Origin of the sequence: Bradyrhizobium sp. 62B, assembly GCF_030272265.2 — a bacterium.
In the GTDB taxonomy this organism is placed as follows: Bacteria; Pseudomonadota; Alphaproteobacteria; order Rhizobiales; family Xanthobacteraceae; genus Bradyrhizobium.
Window position 1 is genome coordinate 695,395 of sequence record NZ_CP092841.2, and the last position, 18,441, is coordinate 713,835.

Annotated in this window: 18 protein-coding genes; 9 read left to right on the forward strand and 9 right to left on the reverse strand. The window is 65.6% G+C overall.

All coding sequences use genetic code 11. The features are described 5' to 3' along the window. Positions 1 to 13 precede the first annotated feature (13 nt). On the reverse strand, positions 14 to 1,174 hold the full coding sequence (gene cyoA / locus ML401_RS03280) for a ubiquinol oxidase subunit II (protein ID WP_211420039.1): 1,161 nt from the start codon (positions 1,172 to 1,174) through the stop codon (positions 14 to 16). A gap of 181 nt (positions 1,175 to 1,355) precedes the next feature. Here cyoA and ML401_RS03285 point away from each other — a divergent pair, with 181 nt between their 5' ends. Together ML401_RS03285 and ML401_RS03290 are read left to right on the forward strand one after the other, a co-directional pair. After that, positions 1,356 to 2,684, forward strand: a complete 1,329-nt coding sequence (locus ML401_RS03285) for an MFS transporter (RefSeq protein WP_212065780.1) — start codon at positions 1,356 to 1,358, stop codon at positions 2,682 to 2,684. Between the two features lie 72 nt (positions 2,685 to 2,756). Next, positions 2,757 to 3,152, forward strand: a complete 396-nt coding sequence (locus tag ML401_RS03290; protein ID WP_285809767.1) for a cytochrome c family protein — start codon at positions 2,757 to 2,759, stop codon at positions 3,150 to 3,152. Between the two features lie 105 nt (positions 3,153 to 3,257). Here the strand turns inward: ML401_RS03290 and ML401_RS03295 are convergent, their stop codons facing one another. Next, positions 3,258 to 4,649, reverse strand: coding sequence for a M48 family metalloprotease (locus tag ML401_RS03295; RefSeq protein WP_285812805.1), 1,392 nt, complete (start codon positions 4,647 to 4,649; stop codon positions 3,258 to 3,260). A gap of 134 nt (positions 4,650 to 4,783) precedes the next feature. Next, on the reverse strand, positions 4,784 to 5,554 hold the full coding sequence (locus ML401_RS03300) for a thermonuclease family protein (protein WP_376717341.1): 771 nt from the start codon (positions 5,552 to 5,554) through the stop codon (positions 4,784 to 4,786). A gap of 364 nt (positions 5,555 to 5,918) precedes the next feature. Here ML401_RS03300 and ML401_RS03305 point away from each other — a divergent pair, with 364 nt between their 5' ends. The 4 genes from ML401_RS03305 (at position 5,919) to ML401_RS03320 (ending at position 11,111) form a co-directional block, all read left to right on the forward strand. After that, the gene (locus tag ML401_RS03305; RefSeq protein WP_194405654.1) at positions 5,919 to 7,124 is read left to right on the forward strand and encodes an ABC transporter substrate-binding protein; all 1,206 of its coding nucleotides are present in this window, start codon (positions 5,919 to 5,921) and stop codon (positions 7,122 to 7,124) included. Between the two features lie 193 nt (positions 7,125 to 7,317). Then, a complete protein-coding gene (locus ML401_RS03310; RefSeq protein ID WP_285809770.1) occupies positions 7,318 to 8,106 on the forward strand; it encodes an enoyl-CoA hydratase in 789 nt (262 codons plus the stop codon). A gap of 2 nt (positions 8,107 to 8,108) precedes the next feature. Further along, the gene (locus ML401_RS03315; protein WP_285812807.1) at positions 8,109 to 8,858 is read left to right on the forward strand and encodes a hypothetical protein; all 750 of its coding nucleotides are present in this window, start codon (positions 8,109 to 8,111) and stop codon (positions 8,856 to 8,858) included. 99 nt (positions 8,859 to 8,957) lie between these two features. Beyond that, a complete protein-coding gene (locus tag ML401_RS03320) occupies positions 8,958 to 11,111 on the forward strand; it encodes an acetate--CoA ligase family protein (RefSeq protein WP_285809771.1) in 2,154 nt (717 codons plus the stop codon). Between the two features lie 118 nt (positions 11,112 to 11,229). Here ML401_RS03320 and ML401_RS03325 read toward each other — a convergent pair whose 3' ends face one another. From ML401_RS03325 to ML401_RS03335, 3 genes are read right to left on the reverse strand one after another with little or no spacing between them, the layout of a single operon-like run. Then, entirely contained in the window at positions 11,230 to 12,042 is an 813-nt protein-coding gene (locus ML401_RS03325; RefSeq protein ID WP_285809773.1) for an enoyl-CoA hydratase/isomerase family protein, read from the reverse strand. Between the two features lie 15 nt (positions 12,043 to 12,057). Further along, complete coding sequence (locus tag ML401_RS03330) at positions 12,058 to 13,218, reverse strand: acyl-CoA dehydrogenase family protein (RefSeq protein WP_194405659.1); 1,161 nt, start codon at positions 13,216 to 13,218, stop codon at positions 12,058 to 12,060. Between the two features lie 16 nt (positions 13,219 to 13,234). Continuing rightward, positions 13,235 to 14,299, reverse strand: a complete 1,065-nt coding sequence (locus ML401_RS03335; protein ID WP_285809776.1) for an acyl-CoA dehydrogenase family protein — start codon at positions 14,297 to 14,299, stop codon at positions 13,235 to 13,237. Between the two features lie 238 nt (positions 14,300 to 14,537). Between ML401_RS03335 and ML401_RS03340 the strand changes: the two genes are divergently transcribed. Continuing rightward, on the forward strand, positions 14,538 to 15,323 hold the full coding sequence (locus ML401_RS03340) for an SDR family NAD(P)-dependent oxidoreductase (protein ID WP_194405661.1): 786 nt from the start codon (positions 14,538 to 14,540) through the stop codon (positions 15,321 to 15,323). 55 nt (positions 15,324 to 15,378) lie between these two features. Here ML401_RS03340 and ML401_RS03345 read toward each other — a convergent pair whose 3' ends face one another. Then, on the reverse strand, positions 15,379 to 15,651 hold the full coding sequence (locus ML401_RS03345) for a GlsB/YeaQ/YmgE family stress response membrane protein (RefSeq protein ID WP_083636342.1): 273 nt from the start codon (positions 15,649 to 15,651) through the stop codon (positions 15,379 to 15,381). A gap of 42 nt (positions 15,652 to 15,693) precedes the next feature. Next, complete coding sequence (locus ML401_RS03350) at positions 15,694 to 16,266, reverse strand: YidB family protein (RefSeq protein ID WP_211420047.1); 573 nt, start codon at positions 16,264 to 16,266, stop codon at positions 15,694 to 15,696. A gap of 162 nt (positions 16,267 to 16,428) precedes the next feature. Between ML401_RS03350 and ML401_RS03355 the strand changes: the two genes are divergently transcribed. Together ML401_RS03355 and ML401_RS03360 are read left to right on the forward strand one after the other, a co-directional pair. Continuing rightward, complete coding sequence (locus tag ML401_RS03355) at positions 16,429 to 17,430, forward strand: 2-dehydropantoate 2-reductase (RefSeq protein WP_285809781.1); 1,002 nt, start codon at positions 16,429 to 16,431, stop codon at positions 17,428 to 17,430. 24 nt (positions 17,431 to 17,454) lie between these two features. Beyond that, entirely contained in the window at positions 17,455 to 17,658 is a 204-nt protein-coding gene (locus ML401_RS03360; RefSeq protein ID WP_211420049.1) for a hypothetical protein, read from the forward strand. Between the two features lie 93 nt (positions 17,659 to 17,751). Here ML401_RS03360 and ML401_RS03365 read toward each other — a convergent pair whose 3' ends face one another. Beyond that, positions 17,752 to 18,378 (reverse strand): hypothetical protein, encoded by a 627-nt coding sequence (locus ML401_RS03365; protein ID WP_285809782.1) that lies wholly within the window; start codon positions 18,376 to 18,378, stop codon positions 17,752 to 17,754. Positions 18,379 to 18,441: the final 63 nt, after the last annotated feature.

The following is an 18,441-nucleotide window of genomic DNA, read 5'->3' on the forward strand; positions in this document are numbered from 1 at the left end:
TAGGAGTCTGACTTCAAGAGTCGGACTTGGGACGTTGTCCGAGGAAGAACGACGAGGACTTCAGCGGCGTGAAGGTCGGCCGCTTCAGGCCGGCGCCGGTGAGCGGCGCGATGTCGAGGGGAGCCGTGATGGACGCCGTGGTTCTGCCCTGCGGCGCATCGGGCGTGCAGGTGCCGGCGACGAAGGCCGGCTCGGGCCCGAGCGGGGCGCCGCGGCGGGCATATTTGTCGTAGGCCAGCGGCAGGGTGTTGTTCAGGCCCTGATGGCCGGCGCCGCCCTTGGCGTCGATTGCCATCATCTCGCTCTGGCACATCTTGCCGGTCTCGACGCACATGTTGAGGATCAGGCGATAGAGATCGGCATCGACGGTGCCGTAGCGCCGCACCGGCTCGTTCTGGCTCGGCTTCTCGAGCTGGAGATATTCGGCGCGGCCAAGCGAGCCGCCGGCAGATTTGGCCTTGGCGACCCAGTCGTCAAAGCCCTTGTCGTCGAGACCCCAAAAACTGAAGTGCATGCCGGAGAAGCCGGCGCCGCTGTAGTTCGCCGAGAAGCCCTTATAGGTGCCGGCGTGGTTCACCACCGCATGGAGCTTCGTCTCCATGCCCGGCATCGCGTAAATCTGGCCGGCGAGCGCGGGGATGTAGAACGAGTTCATCACCGAGGACGCGGTGATGCGGAAGTTGATCGGACGATCGACGGGAGCTGCGAGCTCGTTGACGGTGGCGATGCCGTAGTCCGGGTAAATGAAGAGCCACTTCCAGTCGAGCGCGACGACGTCGACCTCGAGCGGGGCCTTGGACTGGTCCACGGCGCGGTCGGCATGGATGCGGCCGAGCGTGCGATAGGGGTCGAGCAGGTGCGTGCCCATCCAGGTCAGCGCGCCAAGGCAGACGATGATCAGGAGCGGAGCGGACCAGATCACGAGCTCGAGGGCGGTCGAATGATCCCAGTCCGGCTCGTAACGGGCCTCGGTGTTGGACTGGCGATAGCGCCAGGCGAACAGCACCGTCAGCGCCATCACGGGGACGACGATCAGGAGCATCAGGACGGTAGAGATGATGACGAGGTCGCGCTGTTGGGCTGCGATATCGCCGGCTGGCGCCAGCACGACGTAGTCGCAGCCGGTTAGCGCAGCAGCCAGAGGTAGTAGCGCCAGGATCTTGAGACGAGACACGGGCCGAGCCTTTGAGAATGAGTTTCCTTTGCGGGCCCAAGGGGTAGCTGCGGCGCAGCAATCCGGACATTGGACAATTTGTCCAATGTTGCAGTGCGGAATGTTGGGTCAGACAGGCCCAGTCTGCCTGGCGCCCCGCCGGGCGGTCGGCTTTGGTTTTCAGGACGTTAAGGGCGCACGCATGGCGACGGCACAGACCCCCGCAATGGCAGACCTCCACTCGGGCGAGCATGGCCACGACCAGGCCAGTCCCGGCGAGATCGCCATCGGCGTCATCATCGGCCGCACTTCCGAATTCTTCGATTTCTTCGTCTTCGCGATCGCCTCGGTGATCGTGTTCCCGCGCCTGGTGTTCCCGTTCGCGAGCGAGCTGACCGGCACGCTCTATTCCTTCATGGTCTTCGCGCTGGCCTTCATGGCTCGCCCGATCGGCACCGTCATTTTCATGACGGTCGACCGTGCCTACGGCAAGACGGCCAAGCTGATCTCGGCGCTGTTCCTGCTCGGCACCGCCACCGTGGCGCTGGCGTTCCTGCCCGGCTATCACGAGATCGGCGTTGCCGCGATTTGGCTATTGGCGCTGGCGCGTATCGCGCAGGGTCTGGCCTGGGGCGGCGCCTGGGACGGCATGGCCTCGCTGCTGGCGCTGAATGCGCCGCCCTCCAAGCGCGGCTGGTACGCGATGGTGCCGCAACTCGGGGCTCCGCTCGGGCTGATCGTGGCAAGCGCGCTGTTCGCCTATTTCGCCGGCAATCTTTCGGCCGACGATTTCTTCGACTGGGGCTGGCGCTATCCGTTCTTCGTCGCGTTCGCCATCAACGTCGTGGCGCTGTTCGCGCGCCTGCGCATGGTGACGACGGAGGAATATGCCTCGCTGTTCGAGACCCGCGAATTGCAGCCCGCGCGCATCTCCGAGACCGTCGCGCGCGAAGGCCAGAACATCATGCTGGGCGCGTTCGCGCCGCTGGCGAGCTTTGCGCTGTTTCACATGGTCACGGTGTTTCCGCTGTCCTGGGTGTTCCTGTTCACCCGCGAGAGCCCGGTGCGCTTCCTGATCATCGAGATCGTCGCCGCCGTGTTCGGCGTCGGTGCGATCGTGGTCTCCGGCATCATTGCCGACCGTGTGGGGCGCAAATCGCTGCTGATGGGATCGGCGATCGCGATTGCGATCTATAGCGGCTTTGCCCCGCAGCTGCTCGACGCCGGCGCGTTCGGCGAGACCATCTACATGGTGATCGGCTTCATCCTGCTCGGCCTGTCGTTCGGCCAGTCCTCCGGTGCGATCGCCTCGAACTTCAAGCAGGCCTATCGCTACACCGCCTCGGCGCTGACCTCGGACATGGCCTGGCTGTTCGGCGCCGGCTTCGCGCCGCTGGTCGCGCTGCTGCTCGCCACCAATCTGGGCGTCATCGCATCGGGTGCGTATCTGCTGTCGGGCGCGTTCTGGACGTTGCTCGCGCTCTGGCTCAGCGGCCAGCGCGAGGCGGGCGACATGGACGCGGGCGCTTAAATCGCGCCCCGCGGGCCGGAATAAAATTCAGATCGGACGATCCTGTTTGCGGTGAAGCAAGCAGGAGATTCCATGAACGTCCGGTCCACCCCCGCCCGCCCGCGAAGTTTTGCAAGCCTGGCCTTAGCTACCGTCGCGGTCGTCTGCTCAACCGGGCTTGCCCACGCCACCGGCAATGCCGCGCGCGGCCAGACGCTCTACAAGGGCTGTGCGGATTGTCATTCAATCAACGAGAACGCGGTCGGTCCGATGCACAAGGGCGTGGTCGGCCGCAAGGCGGGCAGCGTGCCCGGCTACGACTACTCGGCCGATCTGAAGAACTCAGGGATTGTCTGGACCGAGGACAATCTCGACAAATGGCTGGTCGGACCGCAGGCCATGGTGCCGGAAACCAAGATGTTTTTCGACGTGCCGGACGCGCAGGATCGCGCTGACATCATCGCGTATTTGAAGGAGAAAGCGCGGTAGTCTGTAGCCCGGATGGAGCGAAGCGTAATCCGGGGCAGAGTTACCGCCTGCACAATCCCCGGATTGCGCTGCGCTCCATCCGGGCTACGCCGACGGTCTGCCGTGTCAATCCGCCACGATCTTCACGCGATCGCGCACCTTGACCTGCGCGGTGCGATCGAGCCCGTTCAGCACGCGAAAACGCTCGGCGGGATGATCGACGCCGGCCATGCGGTGGGACAGCGACTCCACGGTGTCGCCGGGCTGCACGGTGATGACCTTGATGCGCAAGGGGCGGGCGGCCTGGATCTCGTCGAGCGTCAGGCGGCGGAACGAATTGACGGTCTCGCGCGCGTTGCGCTCGCTCTCGGTCGATTTCTGCCTCGTCGCGAAGATGAAGCGATAGACGTCGCTGCCGAAGCGCAGCGCATAGACCTTGAACTGCCACTGGTCGCCCTTGGCGGTGGCGGACGCGGCCGGGAAGCCGTTGATGGTGATGTCTTCGGTGGACGCCTTCTCGACGCCCTCCATCCAGCCGGAATTCAGGTAGTCGCCGAGCGACTGCTCGGCCGGCACGCGCACCACGTCGAAACGCATCGCCTGCGCGCCGCCCTCGCGCACGCCGATCACGGCTTGGGCGGTGTTGTCGAGCGTGAAATTATCCGGCGCCTGGAAGGTGAAGCCAAGCTTCGGATGCAGGAAACGGCGGCCGCGCACGAAACCTTCGCTGGGGTCTTCGCCGTAGACGAGGTTGTCGATCGCGGCGAGATAGGTCTCGCGGTCGCGCTCGGCGCCTTCGGGGGCCGTGTATTGCCGCGCGATGTTCTGGGCGTTCTGCACACGCTCCGGGGTTGCCGGATGCGAGGAGGTGAAATCCTGCGCGCGCGGATCGAGCGAGGACTTGCCGGCCTTCAGCTCGGCATTGCGCTCCATCGCCGAAAGGAAGCGTGCCGCACCATAGGGGTCGAAATGCGCCTTGGCGGAAATGCCGACGCCGATGCCGTCGGCCTCGAACTCCTGCTTGCGCGAGAAGCTCGCCATGGTGAGCTTGGTCTTGGCGAGCGCGAGCGCGGTGAGGTCAGGATCGTTGCTCATGTCGGTGACGACGCGGGTGACGATCGCGGCCTGGCGCGCCTGGTCCTCGCGCATCGCGGCGTGCTTGGACAGCACATGCGCCATCTCGTGGCTCAGCACGGAGGACAGTTCCGAGGTGTCGCTCGCGAGCGCCAGCAGGCCGCGCGTGACATAGAGCTGGCCGTTCGGCAGCGCGAAGGCGTTCACCGCGCCGGAATTGAGGATGGTGACCTTGTAGCCCTGGTCGGGACGGTCCGAGGCCGCGACCAGCCGGTCGACGGTCTTGCTGACGAGCGATTCGAGCCTGGGATCGTCATAGGTCCCGCCATAGCTCGCCAGGATGCGTTCGTGCTCCTTCTCGGTCGCGGGGGTCTGCGCGACGGCCGGCTTCGGTTTCGGCATCGCGACGGCCGGAGGGGTCGCGGCAGCCTGGAACCGGCCCATGTCGCCGCAGCCCGCCAGCGCCGTGCTGAGGGCAAGGCACAGCGCAGCCGGCGCAGCCCGCAGGCGGCGGCATTCATGCCGTACGTGCCGTTCTAGCACCCCATTCACGTCGTTTAACCCGTGCCCGGCCTGCTCTAAGGCCTTACCCCTGTCGGCTCGTTTGCGCCCAGCAACTCGACCTGTCCTACGAGGCGTATATCGATACGCGGCCCCGTAGTCCCCTCAACCCAGCCCCGAACTCGAATACGTTTACTCTCCAAGGACTTAAGGGAAATTCCGGCGTTTTCAAACGCCGGCAGCGCGCGTTTTGAAATAGTCGCGGCAAAGCCCCGTGTCCAGTTTCGTCCGAAGTTGAGGTAGGTCATTGCCCCAGCTTGCCGGACGGACAGGACTTTACCCTCGACCACCACAAAGCGCCCGATCCCCGCCAAAATATCGTCCGGACTTTCCGCGTTTTTTATGGCCGACGGGTCAGCCCAGCTGCCCTTTTTTTGGCGCCGCGCCGCTGCTTCCGACGCCATCAGGGCGGCCGCGCAGTCCTTGTCCGTGATTTCGGCGGAGACCATGGCGTCGCCCTCGGCGAGCAGCATGGCCTGCACCGAGGTGTCGTTTTCGCCGAGGAAGACCAGCGCGCCCTGGCGGCCAAAACGATCCGGCGTGTCGTCGCTGCCGCGGAGCGCGACGTCGCGGCCGGCGAGCAGCGAGGCCAGCGCGTGTTTCGTGGTCGCCGTGGGCTCGATCCCGATCAGGCGGATTTCGCGGCCGTCGTCGAGGCGGACGCTGCGCGCATCGACGATGGCGGCGACGCGGCCTTCGCCCTGGGACTCGAACTGACACGGCGCGGCGAACGCGGCGTCAGCCGCGACGAGAAGGAATGCGACGATGAGGAAACGTCGTTGCGCCACGTGGCCCGGAGAGGTTGCGTTGCGGACCGATCATAGCCCATGCGTAGTGGGTCGCGAAGATGTTTCCTCACGTTCCGTCATTGCGAGCGCAGCGACTTGTCCGCCGAAGCCTTCGGCGAAGGCGGAAGCCATCCAGACCATTTCCGCGGGAAGACTCTGGATTGCTTCGTCGCAAGAGCTCCCGCAATGACGATGCGGAGACACCTTGCGTCTTCTCATCATTCCGCTTTGCGGAAAGCGTGCAATTCATCATTCATCTGCATGGCGCCTCGCGCTTGCTGCGCTGTTGCGCATGCGGCATGATTGCGGCAACACCAATAACCAAGCCGCCATCAGAGACAGGCGATAAAGGGAGGTCTTTTCCATGAAGCATATTATGTCGGGCATTTTTGCCGCCGCGCTGGCCCTCAGCGCGAACGCCGCGCAGGCCCAGGACAAGCCGCCTCTCAAGATCGGCGGCATCCTGGACATGTCGAGCCTCTATGCCGACATCACCGGTCCCGGCAGCGAGACCGCGGCCAAGATGGCCGTGGAGGATTTCGGCGGCGAAGTGCTGGGGCGCAAGATCCAGGTGCTCGCGGCCGACCATCAGAACAAGGCCGATCTCTCCGGCAACATCGCCCGCGACATGCTCGACAACCAGGGCGTCGAGATGATCTACGACGTCGCGGCGTCCGCGACGGCGCTTGCGGCCGGCGAGATCGCCAAAGCGCGCAACAAGATCATCATGTTCAACGGCCCGGGCTCGATCCGTCTCAGCAACGAGGCCTGCGGCCCCTACACCATCCACTATGTGTTCGACACCTACGGCCAGGCCAACGTGACCGGCCTTGCCGCGGTGAAGTCGGGCCTCGACAGCTGGTACTTCCTCACGGCCGATTACGCCTTCGGCCAGGATCTGGAAAAGGACACCAGTGCCGTCGTCACCAAGACCGGCGGCAAGGTGCTCGGCAGCGTGCGCCATCCGCTCAACACCTCGGACTTTTCGTCGTTCCTGCTGCAGGCCCAGGCTTCCAAGGCCAAGGTGATCGGCCTCGCCAATGCCGGCGGTGACACCGTCAACGCCATCAAGCAGGCGGCGGAGTTCGGGATCATGAAAGGCGGCCAGAAGGTCTCGCCGCTGCTCGTCTTCGTCACCGACATCGACTCGATCGGCCTCGAGACCGCGCAGGGGCTGCTGCTGGCGGAAGCGTTCTACTGGGACATGAACGACGAGACGCGCGCGTTCTCGAAGCGCTTCATGGAGCGGGTGAAGCGGCCGCCGACTTCGGCGCAGGCCGGCGTCTACTCCTCCGTCACGCATTACCTGAAGGCGGTGAAGGCGGCCGGCACGACCGACGCGGCCGCTGTCATGAAGGTGATGAAGGAAACGCCGATCAACGACTTCTTCGCCAAGAACGGCAAGATCCGCGAGGACGGCCGCATGATCCACGACATGTATCTGTTCGAGGTGAAGAAGCCGTCGGAATCGAAGGGCCGCTGGGACGATTACAAGCTGCTCGCCACCGTGCCCGGCAACGAGGCGTTCCAGTCGCTGGAGCAGTCGCGCTGTCCGCTGGTGAAGAAGTGACGGCGTGAATCGTTGTGACGACGAGCGCGTCCCAACATAGGTCGTCATCCCGGGGCTCGCGAAGCGAGAGCCCGGGATCCATCGGGCGGCAGTGACGGTCGAGAAATGGATTCTCAGGTGCGCAATTGCGCACCATAGTTCACGCCACGGCGCGCCCCGGAATGACGGAGCAAACAACGAGGAAGGCGTCCCCATGAACGACATGGTCCTGCAGAAGCTCGAAGGCGGGCTGCTCACCATCACGATGAACCGCCCGGAGCGGAAGAACGCGCTCAACCCGGAGATGGTGACCGGGCTGGTCGAGGCGGCGCGGCGCGCGGCTGACGATCCCGAGGTGCGCGCTGTGCTGTTCAAGGGCGCCGGCGGCTCGTTCTGCGTCGGCGGCGACGTCAAGTCGATGGCGGCCGGCCGCGCGCCGCTGCCGTTCGAGGTGAAGATGGCGAACCTTCGCCGCGGCATGGAGGTCTCGCGCATCCTGCATCAGATGCCCAAGCCTGTGGTCGCGCAGCTCGACGGTGCCGCGGCCGGTGCGGGCCTGTCGATGGCGCTGTCCTGCGACCTCCGCATCGCATCCGAATCTTGCAAGATCACCACCGCCTTCGCCAAGGTCGGCTTCTCCGGCGATTACGGCGGCACCTATTTCCTCACCCAGCTGCTCGGCAGCGCGCGGGCGCGCGAGCTCTATCTGATGTCGCCGGTGCTGACCGCGAGGGAAGCCCATGCGATCGGCATGGTGACCAAGGTCGTGCCCGACGCCGAGATCGACGCCGCAGCCCACGAGCTCGCGCTGTCGCTGGCGCAGGGGCCCTCGATCGCGCTCGGCTTCATCAAGCGCAACATCAACAATGCCGAACATCTGGCGCTGGAGGATTGCTTCGACGGCGAGGCGATCCATCACACCCGCTGCGGCGACACCGAGGACCACAAGGAGGCCGCAAAAGCCTTCGTGGAGAAGCGCAAGCCGACCTTCAGGGGTGCATGACCGTGGCGCCCTATATGCGTCTGCGGCAGATCTGCCTCGTCGCGCCGCAGCTCGCGCCCGTGATCTCCGACATCGCGGAGATCATGGGCCTTGCCGTCTGCTACCGCGACGGCAATGTCGCGAAATACGGCCTGGAGAACGCGCTGCTCCCGGTCGACACGATCCTGCTGGAGGTTGTCGCGCCCTTCAAGGACGGCACCACGGCCGGCCGCTTCATTGAGAAGACCGGCGGTCGCGGCGGCTATATGGCGATCTTCTGCTGCAACGATCCCGACGAGCGCGGCCGCAACGCCAATGCGCTTGGCGTGCGCACCGCCAACGTCATCGACCACGCGCCCTATCACGGCGTGCAGCTCCATCCCCGCGACTGCCGCGCCGCCTTCATCGAGTTCAATCACACCGAAGGCAGCGACGACATTCTGGGCCCGTATCCGCCCGCGGGGCCGGATTGGCAGAAGTTCATCCGCAAGGACGTGACGCAGGCGCTGGTCGCGGTGGAGATGCAAAGCCCGGATCCGCAGGGGCTGGCCGAGCATTGGGGCAAGATCATCGGAATTGCGGTTGATGGCCCCGAGCTGAAGCTGCCCAACGCGACCTTCCGTTTCGTGAAAGGCGTCAGCGAGATCATGAGCGCGCTGGAGTTTCGGGTGACCGACGTGGCTCAGGTGCTGCATGCCGCCAAGGCCAGGGGGCTCGCGGTGGCCGGCAACGAGTTTCTGCTGGGTGGGGTGACGTTCCGGCTTGCCGGTTGAGGTCTTGCCTTCCCAGCTCTCAATCCGTCATCCTTCGAGGCCCCCCGCTGCGCTCCGGCGCCTCAGGATGACGGATAGCCACAAGAGCAGGACCTCAACATGCCGCATCCGCTCGACAGCTTCTTCGTTCCCGCCAGCATCGCGCTGATCGGCGCTTCGCGCGATCACGAGAAGATCCCGAGCCGGCTGCTGTCGATGCTGCGCAAGAACGAGTATCCCGGCAAGATCTACCCGGTGAATCCGAACTATGCCGACATCGACGGGCTCGCCTGCCACAAATCGATCGGCGAGATCGGCGCGCCCATCGATCTTGCCGTCATCATCATCCCCGCCCGCGCGGTGCTCCCTGCGCTGGAGCAATGCGCCGCCGCCGGCGTCAGGAATGCCGTGATCATTTCCTCGGGCTTTGCCGAGGAGGGCGGCGACAGCGCGGCGATGCAGGATGCGATCGGGGCGCTGGCGAGGCGCACCGGCATGCGGATCTCAGGTCCGAACGCCGAGGGTTTCTTCAGCCAGGTGCAGCGCGTGGCGGCGACGTTCAGTCCGGCCGTGGATGTGAAGCCCGAGGTTGTGCCGCTCGTTGCCACCACGAAGCGGATCGGCATCGTCGCGCAGAGCGGCGGCATCGGCTTTGCCTATTATCACCGCGCGCGGGCGCTCGGCGTCGCCGTCAGCTATGTCGTCAGCTCCGGCAACGAATCCGATCTCGGCGCCGGCGAGTTCCTGGATTACATGGTGCGGGATGCTTCGACCGACGTGATCCTGCTATTCATCGAAGGCATCCGCGACGTCGACAAATTTCTTGCCGCGGCCCGGCGCGCCGCAGAGGTGAAGAAACCGATCATCGTCACGAAAGTCGGCCGCTCCGGTGCGGGCCAGCGCGCGGCGGCCTCGCATACCGCGAGCATGGCCGGCTGGTCGGCGGCCTATGACGCGGTGTTTGCGAAATACGGCTTGATCGTCTCCAACGATCTCGACGAGGCGCTGACCATCGCGGCGATGCTTGCCAGCAATCCCCTGCCGAGGGGCGACCGCGTCGCAGTGGTGACGGTGTCGGGCGGGGCCGGCATCTGGGGCGCGGATGCCGTGGCACTGCAAGGCTTGCGGGTGCCGGAGCTCTCCGAGCCCATCCAGGCGGGGATCAAGGCGTTGATGCCGTCCTATGGCACGGCGCGCAACCCGATCGACGTCACCGCGCAGGGTGTCACCTCGGGCGGCCTGCAGAAGAGCGTCGATTTGCTCACCGTGTCCGACGAGGTCGATGCGATCCTGGTCGTGCTGTCGCTGTCGAGCGAAGTGCGCAAGCCGTTCAAGGACGAGGAGTTGGAGCCGGTGCTGTCCGCGCAGCACAAGCCGGTGGTGTTCTACTCCTACACGGTGCCATCCGACTTCGCGCGGCGCGAGCTCGCGAAATCCGGCGTGGTGGTGCTCTCCGGCCTCACTTTTGTCGGCACCGCGATGCGGCAGCTGGTCGATTACGCGAGGTTCAACCTTCCGAAGACTGCGGACGCGACGCGGCTGCCGCCGCGCGATCTCTCCGCACATCTGAAGGCGCCGGTTCTATCCGAGGCCGACAGCAAGGCGTTGCTCCGCGCCGCCGGCATCGTGCTGCCGGATGAGGTGCTGGTGCGGGACAAGAGCGAGATCGACCAGGCGGTCGGCCGCGTCGGCTTGCCCCTGGCGATGAAGATCCAGTCGCGCGATATCGCTCACAAGAGCGAGGTCGGCGGCGTGCGCCTCAACATCGCCACCAAGGGTGAGGCGTTTCTCGCGTTCGAGGCCTTGCTCGACGCTGCGCGCAAGCATCGACCGGAGGCGGATATCCAGGGCGTGCTGGTCGGCCCGATGGCGAAGCGCGGCGTCGAGATCATCGTCGGCACGATGCTGGATGAGACGTTCGGTCCCCTCGTGATGGTGGGTCTCGGCGGCATCACCACAGAATTGTTCCGCGATGTCGTCTATCGGCCCGCGCCGGTGAGTGCCGAGGAGGCGGGCGCGATGCTGGCGAGCCTGAAGGCCGCGCCGTTGCTGAATGGATTTCGGGGAGCGGCAAAGGCGGATGTGGCGGCTCTGTCGCAACTGATCGCCGATATCTCCGTGCTCGCCGCGCGGCACGCAAAAGAAATCGCGGAGATCGAGCTCAACCCGGTGCTGGTGCACGCCGAAGGGCAGAGCGTGACGATCGTCGATGCGTTGGTGGTGGGAAGCGTTGAACCCTCCCCCCTTGTGGGAGAGGGCGGCTCGCCGCCATAGCGGCGAGACGGGCGAGGGGTCTCTCTCGGCGTGCACATCGCGAGAGAATCGAACGCGGAGAGAGACCCCTCATCCGGCGCTTCGCGCCACCTTCTTCCACAAGGGGAGAAGGAAGAAGCTATCGCCCCTTAAAATTGGCCGCGCGCCGTTCTTCCGTGGCCTTGACGCCTTCCTTGAAATCCTCCGTCGCACGCAACCTGGTCTGTTCGGCGAGCTCGTGATTGGTGGCGGCCATGACGCGGTCGGCGAGCCCGTTGCGCATGGTGGCGCGGGTGGAGAGCAGGCCGAGCGGGGAGCATTCGGCGATCTCGCCGGCGAGCTTCATGGCGGCCGCCTTGACCTGGTCCTGCGGCACCAGCTCGTTAGCGAGGCCCCATTTGTATGCCTCTTCGCCGGTGACGCGGCGGCTGGTGTAGAACATCAGCTCGGCGTTGTTCTTGCCGATCAGTTCCGGCAGCGTCGTCGTCAGGCCGAAGCCGGGATGAAAGCCGAGCTTGGTGAAATTCGCGGAGAAGCGCGCCTCGGGACAGGTGACGCGGAAATCGGCCGACACCGCGAGGCCCAATCCGCCGCCGATGGCGGCGCCCTGCACGGCGGCGACGATCGGCTTCTTGGCGCGGAAGATGCGTACGGCCTGGATGTAGAGATGGTTGATCGAGCCGAGGTTGTCGGCGGGATCGCCCTTCTTCTCGGCCTCGCGCGCCTCCTGGGCCTGCCGCGCCGGATCCTGGAAGTTGGCGCCGGCGCAGAACGCCTTGCCTTGCGCCGAGAGAACGGAGGCGCGGATCTCGATGTTGCGATCGAACTCGTCGAGCGCGTCCGCGATCTGGTTGATCAGCGAGATGTCGAAGAAGTTCAGCGGTGGGCGGCGGATCTCGATGGTACCGACATGTCCGACCTTCTCGACGCCGATGTCTTTATATGTGCTCATGATGTCCTCGAAGGTTTAGCGCAAGCCCAAGCCGCGCGCGATGATGCCGCGCAGCACCTCGGTGGTGCCGCCCTGGATGGTGAGTTTCGGCGCGGTCTTGATCGCGAAATCGAGCTGCCGTTCCAGGGTCTCGCGGTTGGTCGCGGTCTCCTCGACGAAGGCGGCGAGATCGCGGACGCGGTGCGGAAGCTGCTGCTCCCAGACCGTGCCGATGTCCTTGACGATGGACGCCTCGACCACCGGCTCCTTGCCGGCTTCCAACATGCCGGCAACGGAGACCGACATGCGCCGCATGGTGTGGAGCTGCGCGACGAGACGGCCGATGCCTTCGGCGCTGCGCGTGTCCGGATTGGGGCCGACCGCGCGGACCAGCTCGGTCAGCACGTAATAGGTTTCGAGGAAGCGCTCGGGGCCCGAGCGCTCATAGGCAAGCTCGCTCGTTGCCTGCTTCCAGGCGCCGTCGACCTCGCCGAGCACGTGATCATCGGGCACGAAGAAGTCTGTGAAGACGACCTCGTTGAACTCGTACTGGCCGGTGATCTGGCCGATCGGATTCACCTTGATGCCCGGCTGCTTCATCTTGACCAGGAACTGGGTCAGGCCGTGGCGGCGGTTCTCCTTGGTCGGCGGCGAGGTCCGGAAGATCGCGATCATGTAGTCGGCGATGTGCGCCGACGAGGTCCAGATCTTGGTGCCGTTGATGAGATAGCCGCCGTCGGTCTTGGTCGCGCGCGTCTTCGCGGCGAACAGGTCGGAGCCGGAGTTCGGCTCGCTCATGCCGATGGCAAAGCAGATCTCGCCGCGGCAGATCCGCGGCAGGATCTCCATCTTGATATGTTCAGGGGCATATTTCAGCAGCACCGGCCCGCTCTGGCGGTCGGCGACGAAGAAGCGCCGCGTCGGCGCATTGGCGACACGCATCTCCTCGGTCACCACGTAACGTTCGAGGAAGGAGCGCTCCTGGCCGCCATATTTCTTCGGCCAGGTCATTCCCAGCCAGCCCTTGGCGCCGACCCGGCGGGAGAATTCCGGCGCGTCGGTGTCCTCGCGGTTGGGCTTGTGCGGATCGAAGGTGCCGGCGGCGATTTCCTCGGCGAGGAAGGCGCGCACCTCCTTGCGGAGTTGCTCGCACTTCTCGGGCAGGCGGATCGGATCGAAACGAAGGGCAGCAGTCATGTGTTTCTCTCCCTGATCAGCGCGACGCCACGAGCGGCCACAATTCGTCGGCGCCTCTGGTGGCGACCAGCTTGCCGAGCTCGACGGCCCAGTGGCTTTCCGAACCGAAATCGTCGCGCCAGGCCAGCGCCCGCAGCGAATAGCGGTGCAGGATGTGCTCCAGGGTGAAGCCGATCGCGCCGTGCACCTGATGGGCGATGGCTCCGCCCTTTTCCGCAGCTTCCGCGCAGCGGATCTTTGCGGCGGCGGCTTCGAGATAAACCTCGTCGTCAAAACTTCCGGCATTCGCGATGGCGTCGGCCGCCGAGGTCGCCGCCGCGAGCGCGGCGGCGGATTCGCCGGCGAGGCGGGCGAGGTTGTGCTGCACCGCCTGGAATTTCGAGATCTTCTTCTCGAAGGCGACACGCTCGTTGGAATAGCGCACGGAGATGTCGAGCATCGATTCCAGCGCGCCCGCGATCTGCAGGCTGCGCGCAACGCCGCCCATCAGCATCATCGTGGTCTGGTCAAAGCCCTTCGGCGCAGGCTTGAGCGCGACGGGCTGCACCTTGTCGAAGGTCACGGTGTCGCTGTGGTCGTAGCCGACATTGAGGCCGGATTCGATCCGGCCTTTGCCGGCATCGACCAGCGCGATCGAAATGCCGTCCTTGCCATGCGCCAGCACCGCAAAATGCTTGGCCGCCTTGGCAAAAGGCACGCCGCGCGCACGGCCGGAGAGCGAGCCGTCGGCATCGAGGGTGATGCGATCCCGAGGGGAAGCCGGCAGCACCGTCATCTCGCCCTCGGGTGAGGCGATCTTCGCCTGCGCCAGCAGCCAGCCCGCCAGCATGGTCTCGGCGAGGGGAACTGCGACCGCGAAGCGCCCGGCGGCGTTCAGCAGCGCAAAACCGTCGGCCAGGCTTGTGCCGGAGCCGCCGAGATCATCAGGCACCCAGGACAAGGGCAGGCCGGCTTCACTCAGCGCCTGCCACAGCGGCGCCTGCCATGAATTCTTCTTGTCGTTGTTGATGGTTTGCGGATCGGCGAGATCGGCGAAGATCTTCTCCGCGGTCTCGACGACGATGTTGTCACTCTCCGCCACAGCGTTCCCCGTGTTTTGCCGTTGGCGCGTCCGCCTGATCGAGCGACCCGCGCAGGTCTTCTTGCGCCCGATGATCCGAAAAAGCCATGGCCCTGACAAGCGTTGATCGCAGGTCAACCTGCGGCGCGGGCATGGGCACCAAGCTAATTCCGCTTAGCGGAGTTTGCTCGATTTGCAGGGCGCCGCAAACTCGCTAAACAGGACGCGAAAGATCAGAGCCACGGGGAAGGACATCAAGATGGCCAAGGACAATCTGTGCGCAATCGTGACGGGGTCGGCCTCCGGCCTTGGCGCGGCGACCGCCGAAATTCTCGCGCGCAGCGGCGCGCGGCTCGTCATCAATTATTCGTCGAGCAAGACCGAGGCCGAGGCCACGGCTGAGCTCTGCCGCAAGGCCGGCGCGGCGGAGGTGCTGGTCGCCCAGGGCGACGTCTCGAAGGACGAGGATTGCCGCAGGATCGTCGCGGCCGCCAGCGGATGGGGCCGCCTCGATATCCTCGTCAACAATGCCGGCACCACCAAACACGTGGCGCATGCCGACCTCGACGGATTATCGGCCGAAGATTTCCAGCGGGTTTATGGCGTCAATACCATCGGCCCGTTCCAGATGGTGCGCGCGGCGCGCAGCCTGCTCGAGGCCGGCGCGAAGGCCTCGGAGCGGCCCTCCGCCGTGGTCAACGTGTCCTCGGTCGCCGGCATCAGCGGCGTCGGCTCGTCGATCGCCTATGCCGCGAGCAAGGGCGCGCTCAACACCATGACGCTGTCGCTGTCACGCGCGCTGGCGCCGCTGATCCGCGTCAACACGGTGTGTCCCGGCTATATCGATACGCCCTGGTTCACCAAGGGCCGCGGCGAGGCCGGCGCCAAGCAGGTGCGCGACAGCGTCGTGGCGAAGGTGCCGCTCAAGGTCGCCTCGTCAGCGGAGGATATCGCGCAGCTCGTCTGCTTCCTGGCGATGCCGGCGTCCAGCAACATGACCGGCGAGGTCGTGCGCATGGATGCGGGGATGCATTTGATTACGTGAGGTGAAGCAACGTCATTCCGGGCTCGCGCGTCGCGCGCCCCGGAATGACGACAAGCTACCCCTTGATCACCCCGCTTGCCACCAGCCGGTGCCAGATGAACAGCACCACCACCGCGCCGATCGTGGCCATGATGAAGCCGGCGCCCTGGTCGGGGCTGTAATGGCCGATGGCCTGGCCGACGAAGGTCGCCAGGAACGCGCCGGCGATGCCGAGGATGGTGGTGAGGATGAAGCCGCTCGGATTGTTCGGCCCGGGCGCCAGCCAGCGCGCGATGAGGCCGGCAATGAAGCCGACGACGATGATCCACAACAGGCCGCCCATGCTCATGAGTGTGCTCCCCTTCCCGAGAACGCGTCGATCGAGTTTGGATTAAAGTCTGCCCGAGAGCTCGTTCTCGGTCGGCAGCCGCCCGTCCGGCGTCAGATGGTCGATCACCTGCGGCAGATACTGGCTGAGGCCGTTGAGCAGCTCCTCGCGCGAGAGGCCGCTCTGGGCGGACAGGCTCTCGATCTGGTCGGCGCCGAGTGCGCTGGCGAGATCGCCCGGCGCGATCGGCTTGTTCTGGCCCTTGCCGACCCAGGAATTCGCGGCGTCGCCGTGGCCGCCCTGCTGCAACTGGTTGAGGAGGTCGCCGAGGCCGCCGCTGAGCACCGTGCCGGCCGCGCCGCCTGCGAGCAGGCCGCCGAGGCCGCCCTTGAGCAGGCCTCCGAGACCGCCAAGACCGCCGTTATCGGCGGTGACGGGCGGAGGGGCCGGCGTCGGAGAGGGTTGCGGCGCCGTACCGGACTGGTTTGCGGTCATGTGCTTGAACGCCTTCCAGGCGAGCAGGCCGAGCAGCGCCATGGTCATCGGCGACATGCCGCCGGAGGACTTTTCGGAGCTCGGCGTGGAGGGGCCCCGCGGGCCGTTCTGCATGCCGTTGAGGACGTCGAGTAGACCCATGGTGCTCTCCTTTGGCGTCTCGTTCGGCGATCGCGCGCCGCTGACTGCCCCCGGGGCGAAAACATATGGGGCTGTCATGACCGTTACAAGTCGGATGCGACGCGATTGGTTGCCGGCCTCGCCTCTGCTATCGAAGGCCGTCTCGTTCAGGGAGCAAGCTAAGTGGTTGCGGATCGACCGATCGTGGTGGCCGGCGCCGGCGCCATCGGCTGTTTCGTCGGCGGCATGCTGGCTGCGGCGGGACGCCGCGTCGCGCTGCTGGCGCGGCCGCGGGTGAAGACCGAGATCGAGCGGTTCGGCCTGCTTCTGACCGATTTCGACGGCTCCGAGAAGAAGCTCAGCGCAGGCCAGCTCGCGCTGTCGGATGATCCCGCGATCCTGCACAGCGCCGGCATCGTGCTGGTGACCGTCAAGAGCGCCGACAGCGCCGATGTCGCGGATCAGATCGCGCGGCATGCGCCCGAGGATGCCGTCATCGTCTCGCTTCAGAACGGTGTCGGCAATGTCGCGGTGCTGCGCGAGCGCCTCGGTGGCCGTCGCGTGCTCGCCGGGATGGTGCCGTTCAACGTGATCGCAATGGGCGAGGGCCGTTTCCATCGCTCGACCTCCGGCGACATCCATATCGGCGAGGACGCCGCGAACACGGCAGCTGCGCTTTCGGTGCCGGGCCTCAGTGTGCGTGCGAGCCGTGACATCACCGGCGTGCAATGGGGCAAGCTGATCATCAATCTGAACAACGCGCTCAGCGCGCTGTCGGATATGCCGCTCGCCGCTCAACTGGCGAGCCGCGACTGGCGAAGATTGTTCGCCGACCAGATGGCGGAGGGGCTTGCCGCGCTGAAGGCCGCGGGCATCGCGCCGGTCTCGGCGACGCCGATCCCGATGAACTGGTCTCCGGCCTTGCTGCGGCTGCCCGATGCGATCTTCAAAGCGATCCTGGGGCGGACCATGAAGATCGATCCCGAGGCGCGCTCCTCGATGTGGCAGGACCTGAAACACGGCCGCAAGACCGAGATCGACTATCTCCAGGGCGCCGTGATCGCGCTCGCCGAGCAGAACCACGTCGAGGTGCCGCTGATGCGCCGTATTGTTGCGCTGATCAGGGAAGCCGAGACGGCCGGCAACGGACCGCCGCGTCTGACGCCGCAGCAGATCCGCGGGTAGAGCTTGACGGTGATGGAGCATGCCATGAGGCATTGTCTGAAGATCGGGTTCGCGCTCGCCGCGCTCTGCGGCATCTCGACGCTTGCTCACGCAAGGCCCCCGACGGTCGTGACCTCGCCCGGCTATGACAGGCGCCTGCAGGAGAGCAGGTCGCAATTGGGTGGTCCGCCGACAGCGACAGCGCCGGTGGTCAAGCCGAAGCGCAGCAAGAAGAAGCACACGAACTGAGGCCACACACTCCACTGTCGTCCCGGACCTGCGCTGACGCTTCTCCGGGACGACAGCCGAGTTTGCGGCGGCAGCGGAATGAAGCCGAGGAGCTCAGCTCTTCTTCGCCGGCTTGCTCGGCGCCGGGTTGAACAGCTTCTTCAAGTCGTTCAAGCTCTCCGACAGCCGCGGCCATTCGCAGGAGAAAGAGCCCTTGGTGCAGGGCGCGCCCTTTCGCTGGCCGACGGTCTGCTGCACCTTCGGCCGCTCGATCGGGACCGGCACGCGGACGCGTTCGGTTTCGGTCTGCAGCGCCACCTGCTGGAGTTGCCGCGCCTGTTGCTCCTGCTGCTCGCGCTGTTGGCGCGCGGTCGCCTGGGCGGCCTCGTTGTTGCGACGCTCCCTGGCGAGATAAGCGGTGTAGGCTTCGTCGATCTTCTTCTGTTCCTCCGGCGTCGGGTTGGGCCCGGCGATGTCGAAGGTGCGATCCTGCAGGAAGTCGTAATAGGAATAGCCGCCGCCCGGCTTGCGGCGGCCGGCGAACTTGGCGTTGCAATTGGCGAGCGCGGAGGTCTTCTCGGCCTTGGTCGCGGCCTTCTCTGCGGCGTCGGCGCATTCCTCGAAGTCGACCGGCGCGCGCTTCCACCATTGCGCCTGGGCATGCGGCAGCGTCAGCAGAAGAACTCCTGCTGCGGCAGTGAGAAACAGCGCCGCACGACGCAATGCAATCACGGACGACATTCTACGAGAGCATTCCCTGGCAAACTCAACCCGAACTGAGTCGAGCCAGATTTTTGCCTCTTT